The 12,595-nt window shown below is 33.5% G+C and carries 9 protein-coding genes; 1 reads left to right on the top strand and 8 read right to left on the bottom strand.

Going from position 1 to position 12,595, the window contains the following annotated elements; genetic code table 11:
• Positions 1 to 106: 106 nt before the first annotated feature.
• The 8 genes from ASE21_RS00710 to ASE21_RS00675 all read right to left on the bottom strand — a co-directional run bounded on the left by ASE21_RS00710 (position 107) and on the right by ASE21_RS00675 (position 10,945).
• Complete coding sequence (locus ASE21_RS00710; RefSeq protein WP_057120647.1) at positions 107 to 835, bottom strand: TIGR00730 family Rossman fold protein; 729 nt, start codon at positions 833 to 835, stop codon at positions 107 to 109.
• Positions 836 to 1,144: 309 nt separating this feature from the next.
• A complete protein-coding gene (locus ASE21_RS22160) occupies positions 1,145 to 1,348 on the bottom strand; it encodes a cupin domain-containing protein (protein WP_242410201.1) in 204 nt (67 codons plus the stop codon).
• A gap of 340 nt (positions 1,349 to 1,688) precedes the next feature.
• A complete protein-coding gene (locus ASE21_RS00700; protein WP_057120646.1) occupies positions 1,689 to 2,543 on the bottom strand; it encodes a hypothetical protein in 855 nt (284 codons plus the stop codon).
• Between the two features lie 284 nt (positions 2,544 to 2,827).
• Positions 2,828 to 5,659 carry an excinuclease ABC subunit UvrA gene (gene uvrA, locus ASE21_RS00695; RefSeq protein WP_057120645.1) on the bottom strand — a complete coding sequence of 944 codons (2,832 nt, stop codon included), beginning with the start codon at positions 5,657 to 5,659 and terminating at the stop codon, positions 2,828 to 2,830.
• A 97-nt stretch (positions 5,660 to 5,756) separates the two neighbouring features.
• Positions 5,757 to 6,713, bottom strand: a complete 957-nt coding sequence (locus tag ASE21_RS00690; protein WP_057120644.1) for a Fic family protein — start codon at positions 6,711 to 6,713, stop codon at positions 5,757 to 5,759.
• Positions 6,714 to 6,776: 63 nt separating this feature from the next.
• Entirely contained in the window at positions 6,777 to 8,561 is a 1,785-nt protein-coding gene (locus ASE21_RS00685; protein WP_057120643.1) for a chloride channel protein, read from the bottom strand.
• Between the two features lie 84 nt (positions 8,562 to 8,645).
• A complete protein-coding gene (gene ggt, locus ASE21_RS00680; RefSeq protein WP_057120642.1) occupies positions 8,646 to 10,328 on the bottom strand; it encodes a gamma-glutamyltransferase in 1,683 nt (560 codons plus the stop codon).
• A 32-nt stretch (positions 10,329 to 10,360) separates the two neighbouring features.
• The gene (locus ASE21_RS00675) at positions 10,361 to 10,945 is read right to left on the bottom strand and encodes an ACP phosphodiesterase (RefSeq protein WP_057120641.1); all 585 of its coding nucleotides are present in this window, start codon (positions 10,943 to 10,945) and stop codon (positions 10,361 to 10,363) included.
• 240 nt (positions 10,946 to 11,185) lie between these two features.
• On the opposite strand from ASE21_RS00675, the gene glmM reads away from it, so the two are divergent.
• Positions 11,186 to 12,574 carry a phosphoglucosamine mutase gene (gene glmM, locus ASE21_RS00670; protein WP_057120640.1) on the top strand — a complete coding sequence of 463 codons (1,389 nt, stop codon included), beginning with the start codon at positions 11,186 to 11,188 and terminating at the stop codon, positions 12,572 to 12,574.
• The last annotated feature ends 21 nt before the right edge of the window (positions 12,575 to 12,595 follow it).

Raw genomic sequence — 12,595 nt, 5'->3', positions numbered from 1 at the left:
TCGTATTGCGGTATAAATTTAACCTTACAAGCGCAACAAGTGCAGATTTTTTTAAGAATACTTAAACTTTGCTACTTTATTTAGCTCATAAGATTTTTTAAATATTTTAGAAATTCGGACTTAAATCGTATTTTTTGTAGAATTTATCCAAAGCTTCAACAACTTCATCCTCAGTATCTACAATTTTAAACAAGTTCAAATCTTCAGGACTTACAGTATGCATTTTTTCAACCAAAACTGTTTTTACCCAATCAATCAATCCGGACCAGAATTCAACGCCGACTAAAATAATTGGGAATTTTCCAATTTTCTTAGTCTGAATCAAAGTAATTGCTTCAAACATTTCATCCAGAGTTCCAAATCCTCCCGGCATAACCACAAAACCCTGTGAATATTTTACGAACATTACCTTTCTCACAAAGAAATAGTCAAAATTCAGGTTTTTATCGTGATCAATATAGGGGTTAAAATGCTGTTCAAAAGGCAGCTCGATGTTTAAACCAACCGAAGTTCCTCCGCCTAAATGTGCACCCTTATTACCAGCTTCCATTATTCCGGGACCACCTCCTGTAATCACGCCATAACCTGCTTTACTAATTTTAAAAGCTATTTTTTCAGCCAGTAAATAATATTTGTCATCCGGTTTTGTTCTTGCCGACCCAAAAATCGATACACACGGACCAATACGTCCCATGCTTTCATATCCATTTACAAATTCTGCCATGATTTTAAAAATCGCCCAGCTGTCATTTGTTCTAATTTCATTCCACGTTTTTTGTTTCAAACGATCCTGGATTACTTTATCCTCATCGTTGTCAAAATCTTCTAATCTCATTTTTTGCTATTATTAATTTATTTTTCAGGAGCTCGTTCCTGCTGTCCACTATATCTTTTGCAGTGAACCCCACTACAAAAGGATGCCGTTCCCATCAGGGCTGGGGCATCAGTTTTCAATTGAAATTTGGTTTATAAAAAGAACAATTTCTTAATTAATACGTTTGCTCTTCAATTGACTTTGTAATTTTGCTTTTAACTTTCCCTGTATGTTCAGTAGTTTTCGATTCTATAAGCATTATAGAACATTCTTCAATCGAAGAAACTCTGTGATTTATGCCTTTTTTAACTACAAATAAATCACCTTTTTTCATTGTGAATGATGGCTGATTTCAATTTCCATCAAAAGTTCACCATCTACAATATAAAATAATTCATCTTCGTTTTCGTGATTATGCCATGGAACTTCCTGACCTTTTATTTTTGCCACTTTAATATACTGATCGTTTACTTCATCAATAATTTTAGGCGAAAAATATTGGTCTACGTTACTGAATTTCTCTTTTAGATTCATAGGTTTTCTCTTAATACTTGCCAGGATTGAAAAAGCCCTGACAAAAAGGGCGTACTAAATTAGTGCTTTTTTTAAGAATTGTTATGAAAATGTAGATTTATTAATTGAAATGTAATATTTCTTTCTAGATTGTTTTCTTAAATATTAATAATCAAGAGATTAAAATGGTGCGCAGATAGAAATGAGTTTGTTGGCATTTAATCGATGTGTATTGTATTATAAATGGATTTCTTTTATAAAAATCGTCAATAGATTAAAAATTTATTGCTGCAATTTTTGCCGTTCCTACGAAACCTAATGGGATAACAATTAAATAAAAATAACAAAATGAAGAGTATGATTATTTTATTAATTTACCCTTTTCATCCCATTGGCTAAATGTGTTTTTGATTCTGTTTCTAATAAAATAAACTTTTCCGTTTTCATAATAAGATTTGTAATAAAGCTCTTTCCCATCTTTAACTTCACTTTCAAATTTTAAAATTCCATTCCCATGATAACTATAGAATTTACCAATTGGAATACCATTGAGAACTTCTTCAAAATGTGAGGTTTTCCCGTTTTTAAAATAACAAATTATTTTCCCATTATATTTTTTCCCGTCTTTGTATAAAATATTAAATTTGTAATTTCCTGAGAATTTAATTTCTCCATTTTCATTATAATATTTGACAAAGTATTCATCTTTATTAATTCGGTCATATTTTTCCATTATATTTCCATTGTTATAGAAATAATAATGCAGGCCATTTTCTACAAACTTTAATTTAGGTTTTCCGTTTTTCCAATAAGTTGTTGATTCGTTATTGTCATTATCAAATTGTTGATATAAATTTCCGTTTTCTTCGTATTCTACGCTTTTTCCAATTTGATTTCCATAATTATATTCTCTAATCCACTTAAGTTTTCCATTTTCATACCAATCAATATATTTGTCATGACACTGATTGTTTTTTACATGGCCAATTGATTTTTTCTTTCCAGACTCATAAAAAGAAATATTTAGATAGTCTGTTGCAGTTGTAATTAATCGTAAAGATTTAATGTTTTTGTTTTTATAAAACATGGTATCGACAGAAGTGAAATTCGTAGGTTTGATTTCTAAACTTTCTATTTCTTTATCTATTACAGTTTTTTTATCACAAGAAGCTAATGTAAAAATCACAAAGAAAATCACAAATATATTTTTTGTCATATTGATATTAGGATGTCTAATTTTATGTTTTAAATATAGAAAACTTTAAAATTAACGAGAAATTTAAAAATATGATAACGGCATTAATTATGAAGTAAAACAGAAAATTTTTTTTCTAATTTTCCGAAACTTCATGGCAGTCAAACATTTTTTCAGGTAAAGCTTTACTTTTTTCAATTCTTGTTAAAGGATTTTTTGATGTTCTATGAGGATTTCTATATTTCATTGATAAATAGAATCTTAGAAATTTAAACTTTTCCAGTGATGTTATTATGAAAATGTGTTTATTCTAATTCCTTCTTCAAAAACTTAGCCGTATAGCTTTTTTTATTTTGAGCCACTTCTTCGGGAGTTCCTTTTGCAACTAATTGTCCGCCGCCTTTTCCGCCTTCTGGACCAATATCGATAATGTAATCGGCAAGTTTGATAACGTCCATATTATGTTCAATAACCAGAATCGTATTTCCCTTGTCAACCAATTTATTAATTACGTCCATTAAAACACGAATATCTTCAAAATGCAATCCTGTAGTTGGTTCATCAAGAATATAGAAAGTATTTCCTGTATCTTTTTTCGATAATTCGCCGGCCAGTTTGATACGCTGTGCTTCACCGCCCGAAAGCGTTGTACTTTGCTGACCCAGTGTAATATATCCTAAACCAACATCCTGAATTGTTTTTACTTTTCTGTAAATCTTCGGAATGTTTTCAAAAAACGGAACAGCTTCATCTACCGTCATATCCAAAACATCTGAAATTGATTTTCCTTTATACCGAATCTCCAGAGTTTCTCTGTTAAAACGTTTTCCCTGACAAGTTTCGCATTCCACATAAACGTCTGGTAAAAAGTTCATTTCAATAGTTCTGACACCAGAACCTTCACAGGTTTCGCAGCGTCCGCCTTTTACATTAAAACTAAAACGTCCGGCTTTGTAACCACGAATCATACTTTCAGAAGTCATGGTAAATAAGTTTCTGATTTCTGTAAAAACTTCAGTATAAGTCGCAGGATTTGAACGCGGCGTTCTTCCAATCGGACTTTGATCAATATCAATTACTTTGTCAATGTGTTCTAATCCTTCAATTTTTTTATAAGGCTGCGGTTTTTTTACACCATTAAAATAATAAGCATTTAAAATAGGGTAGAGCGTTTCATTAATTAAAGTAGATTTCCCGCTTCCTGAAACTCCCGTAACACAGATTAATTGACCAAGCGGTATTTCAATCGAGACATTTTTTAGATTATTTCCTGTCGCACCAGTTAGTTTTAGGAATTTTCCATTTCCTTTTCTTCGCTTTTTCGGAATTTCTAATTTCATTTTACCGTTCAGATATTGAGCGGTAATAGTGTCTGACTTTAAAGTTTCTTCAGGAGTTCCAATGCTGATGATTTCTCCTCCATATTTTCCTGCTTTTGGTCCAATGTCGATTACATAATCTGCTGTTTCGATCATGTCTTTGTCGTGTTCCACCACAATAACAGAGTTACCAATATCTCTTAATTGTTCTAATGAATGGATTAGTTTTTCATTGTCTCTTTGATGTAAACCAATACTGGGCTCATCTAAAATATACAAAACACCAACCAGCTGCGAACCAATTTGTGTCGCTAATCGAATACGTTGTGCTTCACCGCCCGAAAGTGATTTTGAGCTTCGGCTTAAAGCCAGATAATTCAAACCAACATTCATTAAAAAGTTCAAACGGTCTCTAATTTCTTTTACAACTTCAGAAGCAATTAATAATTGTTTATCGGTTAAATGATTATTTAAATCCTGAAACCACGCTGTTAAATCTGAAATATCCATATCACACAATTCGGTGATATTTTTTTCATTTACCCTAAAAAATAAAGCTTCTTTTTTAAGACGTGAACCTTCGCAGACCGGACAATTAATTTCGTCCATGAAATCTTTTGCCCAGCGTTTTATGCTCGTGGTTGCGCTTTCGTCGTATTGGTTTTTGATGAAGTTTGAAATTCCTTCAAAATCAATTTTATATTCTCTTGTTACACCAAGATCTTTTGAGTTTATGACAAATTTATCTTTTCCGCCATATAAGATCATTGACAGGGCTTCTTCCGGAATTTTCTCAATCGGATCTGTGATTTTAAATCCGAATTTTTCTCCAATTGTTTCTAACTGCTTAAAAATCCAAGAAGATTTATATTCGCCAAGCGGAGCAAAACCACCACTTTTAATCGATAATTTTGGGTTTGGGATTATCTTTTTTACATTGATTTCGTGAACAGTCCCTAATCCGTTACAATGCGGACACGCACCTTTTGGAGAGTTAAAAGAGAATAAGTTAGGTTCCGGATTCTGATATGAAATTCCGGTTGTAGGACACATCAGGTTTCGGCTGAAATAGCGTACCTCATTTGTATCCTGATCTAAAATCATTAATACATTTTCGCCGTGATGCATTGCTGTATTAATACTTTCAGCCAGTCTTTTTTGTGTATCCGGATTATCTTCGATCGCCATTCTGTCTACAACGATTTCAATATCGTGTGTTTTGTAACGATCCAGTTTCATTCCGGCAATTAAATCCTGAACTTCACCGTTTACACGAACTTTTAAAAATCCTTGTTTTGTAATTTGCTGGAATAATTCGGCATAATGACCTTTTCTTGCCTTAATTACAGGGGCGAGGATGTTAATTCTTTTTCCTTTATAATCCTGAATAATTAAATCTTTAATCTGTTCATCAGAATAAGAAACCATTTTTTCGCCTGTATTATAACTATAGGCATCAGCACCTCGAGCATATAAAAGTCGAAGAAAGTCGTAAATTTCAGTAATAGTACCAACGGTTGAGCGCGGACTTTTGCTGGTTGTTTTTTGTTCAATAGCAATTACAGGCGAAAGCCCATCGATTTTATCCACATCTGGACGTTCTAATCCGCCAAGGAATTGCCTCGCATACGCTGAAAAAGTTTCAACATAACGACGCTGTCCTTCAGCATAAATGGTATCAAACGCCAAAGATGATTTTCCCGAACCGGAAAGACCTGTTATAACAACAAGTTTTTCCCGTGGAATTGAAATATCGATATTTTTTAGATTATGAACTCTTGCGCCAAGAACTTCAATAGTATTGTCTTTATCTAGCATAAATTTGAGCAAAACGCAAAGTTACCACTTTGATTTGTTCTTTTAGCACTAGACTTTAGAAGTTTATGTTAAAAATTGTAACAAAATTGAGTTGAATTTAACGGCGTTTTCTCTTTCTTAAAGTCATGTATTCTTCAATGGCCTGTTTAGTTGTGTACCAATTTCGGCCTTCTTTATAAGCATCAATTTTTCCTGTTCTCGCAAGTAAACTAATATATTCCTGACCATAAGGAGTTTCTGGTTCACTGACAATATCTGAAATTATCTGATAGTCATTAGAGCTTCCAGGCATAGCATTTAAATATATATTAAGCGTTCTTTCAATTGCCTGACACATTAACAAAGTCAATTTTTGATAATTACCATTATTAGCCTGATTTAATGCTTCATAATATTTTTTTCGATCATTTTTTAAAATAATTGCCGGAGGAAAGCCACTACGCATTAGTAATAAATTCATGCTTAGTCGAACTGTACGCCCGTTTCCATCAAAAAAAGGATGAATCCAGACTAATTTATGATGATAAATTGTAGCAAGTTCTATATCATTTAACCCTAAAGGATTTGTATTGATAAACTCTATTAATTCGTCGAGGTAATCAGAAACTTTGTTAGCATTTGGAGGTGTAAAATTTGCTCCTGAAATTCTTACACCGCCATTTCTGATGCGGCCTGCAAAATCCTCTTCTATAGAGCGTAAAACTAAACCATGAATAGATAAAATATCAATGCTTCGAAGTTTGTAATTGTCGTCAATTATTGAGTATAAATAATCAATTGCTTTATCATGATTATGAGTTTCAAAATGTTCACGAAGTGATTTGCCTTTTATAGTAATTCCTTCCTGAATCACCATTTGAGTTTCACGCAAATTCATTGTGTTGCCTTCAATAGCATTTGAATTGTATGTCCATTCCAGAGATAAACTTTCGCGAATTTTATTTAAAGCAATATTTGGCAATGGTCTGCTATTTTGCAGATCAAGCTTTTTTTGGTACAATCGATCAAAGGTTGATTGAAATTCTGTTTGGTATGCTAAATCTATATTCCACATGATATGACAAATATAGCTCTTAATTTCGGATAGTTGAAAATTTTAACTTATCCGATATTTAATTTATTCAATTGTCATCGAACGAAGCTTCATTCTGTAAGCTTCAAGTGCAATTGATTTAGAAATAAAACCAAAGTATTTTTCATTTCGTAAAACAGGGAGAAATGCTGATTTTGATCTTTCGAACTTGGTCATTACAATTTCCATGCTGTCTGTTGATAAAATTGTAGCGGGCGGTGTTTTCATTACATCTTTAATCAAAGTGTATTTTACACGATAGGCATTAAATATAATTTCCCTGATATCATTAAAGTGAACCACACCAACCAGTTCTCTGTCATTGTTTACAACTGCAAACACAACCTGATTTGAATGTGAAATAAGATCAACAAGTTTATTTAGATGCTCTTCAGGAGAAACAGTCAGATAATCAGTCTGTATTATAGTATCAATATCCAAAGTAGATAAGATGTTTGAGTCTTTATTACTTGTGAAGGCATGGCCTTTTTTGGCCAGATTTTTTACGTCGAGAGAATATTTTTCAAAACGTTTTGAAATTGCAAAACTGATAGAAGACACAATCATAAGCGGAATCATCAAACCGTAGCCTCCTGTAATTTCTGCAATAAGGAATATCGCTGTAAGTGGTGCATGAAATAATCCGCTCAAAATTCCGGCCATTCCAACCATGGTAAAATTACTGATTGGTAATTTTGATAAACCAGTTAAGTTTATGAATTTAGAGAAAAAATATCCCAAATAAGATCCTAAAAACAATGAAGGAGCAAAGTTTCCTCCGTTTCCTCCGCTTCCAATTGTAAGTCCGGATGCAAATACTTTTACCATCATTGTGCAGCCTACAAAAAGGAGCAAAATCCAGTTATTATTTCTCCAGCTGGCAAACAAGGTATTGTCAAGTAATTGTCCGGGATCACTTTCTGATAAAGTTTTAATGCTTTCATAACCCTCACCAAAAAGCGTCGGAAAAATAAAAATAAGCAATGCCAGAAGTGAAGAACCAATCAGCGCTTTTCTATATGGACCCATTTTTAATTCGGAGAAATAATGTTCGATTTTTTGGAAATTTCTGGAGTAATAAACAGCTAGAAATCCGGTTAATAATCCTAAAACTGCATAAAAAGGAATATTATGATAATCAAAAGTTTCCTGTTTTTTGAAGGATAAAAGAATACTTTCATCTAATACAATTGCCGATACCAAAGCTCCGGTTGCAGCCGAAATCATAATAGGCGTAAAGGCAGAGATACTAACATCGACCAATAAAACTTCAATTGCAAAAAGAACTCCGGCAATTGGCGCATTAAAAGCTGCCGCAATTCCTGCCGCAACTCCACAGCCAATAAGCAGTGTTCTGTCCTTATAAGCTAATTTGTAATTTTGAGCGTAATTTGATCCAAACGCGGCTCCTGTTACCACAATTGGGCTTTCTAATCCGGCAGATCCTCCTAAACCTACGGTCAAAGAGCTTGTTATAATCTGCGCATACATTTGTTTTTTCGGAATTATACTTGCTTTTTTAGCAACGGCATATAAAATTTGAGAAGTTCCTTTTTGGATGCTTCCATTTAAAACCTTATTGACCACCACAACAGTTAATACAATTCCAATTATTGGAAGGATACTATTAATGAAACCTAATTTTAAAATTCCACTAATATAAGTCGCAAAAGAAAATACACTGTGTGCAAAAGTTTTTAAAACAATTACCGCAAATGCACAGGAAATTCCGACCAAAACACTTGATAAAAAAATAAACTGCTTTGGTGTTAAAATAGATTGTCCCAGAGCAATAATGCTTTCTAATCTTCGAAAAAGTCTTTTGATCATTGTGTTTTTTAATATTTACGGAGAATGCAAATTTAGCTTTAAACATTGAATTTTGTCCAGTTTTTCGACTAAAATCTTTTTGATTTAAAATCCGGCAGCTTTGTCATCACCTCTAAAATCGGCACCTCCTTCGAGAGTATTGTCTGGTAAAACCAAAATGGCATCTACTTTTCCAATTACGGGCGTCGTCTTTTCGTTGATTAAATATCCTTTTGCTTTTAAACTTTCAATAGTGCTGTAATTAAATGTATTAGGTTCAAAAGTAATGAGATCCGGAAGCCATTGATGATGAAAACGAGGTGCATTTACCGCTTCCTGCATGCTTAAATTATATTCGTAAACATTTAAAATAGTTTGCAGCACCGAGGTGATAATAGTCGAACCGCCCGGCGAACCTACAACCATGAATAATTTTCCGTTTTTTTCAACAATTGTCGGCGTCATAGAACTCAGCATTCGTTTTTGCGGTGCAATGCTGTTTGCTTCATTTCCAACTAAACCAAACATATTTGGAGATCCGGGTTTTGCACTAAAATCGTCCATTTCGTTATTTAAGAAAAAGCCTAGTTCATCACAATAATATTTTGAGCCAAAACCATCATTTATTGTTGTCGTTGCAGAAACGGCATTTCCAAATTGGTCTACTATAGAATAGTGGGTTGTTTCGGTACTTTCATTATAAGTAATTTTTCCTTCTTTTACATCAGATGATAAGGTAGCTTTTTCAGACTTAAAATCAGACATTCTTTCTTTTAAATACGAATCTGATAAAAGTCCTTTAATTGGAATTTTAACAAAATCAGGATCTCCTAAAAACTGGCTTCTGTCGGCATAAGCCCTTCTTTCGGCTTCAACAATTATCTGAATTGACTGTTCTGAATTATGTCCCATTTTGGATAAATAAAAAGGAGAAATCATTTTCATGATCTGAGCCAGGCAAATCCCGCCGCTGCTTGGCGGCGCCATCGAAGTTATCTTTAAATCCTTATAATCAAACTGCAGTGGATTTCTCCATTTTGCTTCGTAGGAAGCCAAATCCTTAAGCGTAATTATACCGCCTTTTTTCTTAAGATAATCTACTAAAACCTGTGCCGTTTTTCCTTTATAAAATTCGTTTCTTCCATTTTTCAGAATTCGTTTTAAAGTATTGGCAAGTGCAGGATATTTAATTGTATCACCTTCCTTAAATTTTCCGGCCATTAAAGTATTTGGACCGTTTGCTTTTACAATGGCATCATGATAATTTTCAAGCTGCTTTTGTTGTTTTTGAGTTACAACGACACCCTTTTCTGCAAGTGCAATAACAGGTTTAATAATTTCAGATATGGGCAGGGATCCCAATTTTTTATGAACGGCAAAAACTCCTGCAATCGTTCCGGGAACGCCAATAGCCAAAGGAGACTCGGTACTTTTTCCGGGTATAACATTTCCGTCTTTGTCCAGAAACATGTTTTTTGAAGCGGCAAGAGGTGCTTTTTCGCGATAATCTAAACTTCCCACTTCGCCATTTGCTTTTCTGTAAACCATAAATCCGCCGCCGCCAAGATTTCCGGCATACGGATAAGCAACTGCAAGGGCCAGTTCTGTTGCGGCCATGGCATCAAATGCATTACCGCCTTTTTTCATTATTTCAATGCCAATTTTTGATGCTTCTATTCGAGCCGAAACGACCATTGCTTTTGAAGCTGTTAAGCCAGTTGGTGAGGCTGTATGTTGTGCAAAACTATAAAATGATATAAAATAAAACAGAAGTGAAATTTTTTTCATAACAAGTATATATTTTATAAAATGGTTAGGGTTTATAAGGAAAGTAATTTTTGTCTGGCCTGAGATTGAATATCCTCAAAAAACAGTGTAAATTCCTGTTCAAATTCATTATAAAATTCTTTTAATTCTTCGCTTGCAAACTGCATTTTTGAAAGATTTTTTGATCTTCGGTCCATTTGGGTTAAGATTTGATGGATTCCCTCGACTGTTCTGTAGCTTAATAGCCAGTTTCTTTCAATCATATAAGGCATTAAGCCTTGTGTTTTTTCAGTTAAAATGGTATAATTTTCATGTAATGAATTGTAAAAACGACTGATAAAGTCTTCTAAATTTTCATTTGAATATCTGGTCCAGTTTTTAGCCAAAAAATGATCGTAAACAATGTCGATAATTACACCGGAATAATGATGGTATTTGTCATGAAGGCGTTTCGTGCTTTGTCTGAAAACATCATGTGAGTCTGTGTAAGTATCTATAAATCGGTGTAAAAGAATTCCTTTTTGAACATCTTCTGGAAAATGTTCAAACTGTTTTCCGCGAATACCATCGGCCATAAAATTGCCAATTTTTATTAAGTCATTATCACCGGAAAGATAGATATGTGCTAAGAAATTCATTTTTTTAAAGTTGCTAAGTTTCTGAGTTACTAAGAAACTAAGTTATTTTAGTAAATGTATGAAAAGTTTTTTAAACACGATTTTGAAGATATTAACGTTATAATATGTTAAGTTTTACAGATGCTGAAATGATCCAGAAAATCAGGGCTTTAAGAAAATAATCAGAAATCTTAGAAGCTTAGAATCTGAGTATCTCAACATCTTTTTTATATTTGTAATAAATAACCATAACTCACATAAATGACTTTAATAAAATCGATTTCAGGTATACGAGGAACAATCGGTGGAAAAGTAGGAGATAACCTGACTCCTGTTGATGCTGTAAAATTTGCATCGGCATACGGGACTTTTCTTAAAAATAATACTTCAAAAGAAAAACTGACAGTTGTTATTGGCCGTGACGCGAGAATCTCCGGACCAATGATTCACAATCTGGTGGTAAATACTTTAATCGGTCTTGGAATCAATGTAATTGATCTTGGACTTTCGACAACCCCAACAGTTGAAGTTGCGGTTCCTCTTGAAAAAGCCGACGGAGGAATTATACTGACAGCATCTCATAATCCAAAACAATGGAATGCTTTAAAATTACTGAATGAAAAAGGCGAATTTTTGAGCGGCGACGACGGTGCTAAAATTCTGGAGATTGCAGAAGCAGAAGCTTTTGATTTCTCTGATGTAGATAATTTGGGAGAAATTACAGCAAATGATGCTTATATGGATATTCATATCGATGAAGTTTTAAATTTGCCTTTAGTTGATGTTCAGGCTGTTAAAGATGCAAAATTTAAAGTTGTTGTTGATGGAGTAAATTCTTCAGGCGGTATTATTATCCCGAATTTATTAGAGCAAATGGGCGTTGAAGTTGTAAAGTTATACTGCGAACCAAACGGACATTTTCCTCACAATCCGGAACCTCTAAAAGAACATTTAACAGATATTTCTGAGTTGGTTGTAAAAGAAAATGCCCACTTAGGAATTGTAGTTGATCCCGATGTTGATCGTTTGGCTTTTATCAGCGAAGACGGAGAAATGTTTGGTGAAGAATATACATTAGTTGCTTGTGCTGATTATGTTTTGAGTAAAACTCCAGGAAATACAGTTTCAAATATGTCATCTTCCCGCGCATTGAGAGATGTTACAAATACGCATAACGGAAGCTACGAAGCAAGTGCAGTAGGTGAGGTAAATGTTGTTGAATTAATGAAAAAAAATAATGCAGTTATTGGAGGCGAAGGAAACGGCGGAATCATCTATCCGGAATTGCATTACGGTCGTGACAGTCTGGTAGGTGTTGCTTTATTTTTAACACATTTGGCAAATAAAAAAATATCAGTTTCTGCTTTGAGAGCTTCATATCCTGAGTACTATATGAGTAAAAATAAAATTGAATTGACACCTCAAATTGATGTTGATGCGATTTTAACAGCTATGACCGATAAATATAAAAACGAAGATATTTCGACAATTGACGGTGTAAAAATTGATTTTGAAAATGAATGGGTTCATTTAAGAAAATCAAATACAGAACCAATTATCAGAATTTATACAGAAGCACCTTCACAAGACGCGGCTGATAAATTAGCACTTCGAATTATTGATGAAATAAAAGAGATTGCAGGGATTTAATTTTTGTAATAACACAATAAA

The sequence above is a fragment of the Flavobacterium sp. Root901 genome (assembly GCF_001429765.1).
Taxonomy (GTDB): Bacteria; Bacteroidota; Bacteroidia; order Flavobacteriales; family Flavobacteriaceae; genus Flavobacterium.
Note: the sequence above shows the minus strand (reverse complement) of the source record. Positions and strands in the feature narration are given on the sequence as shown.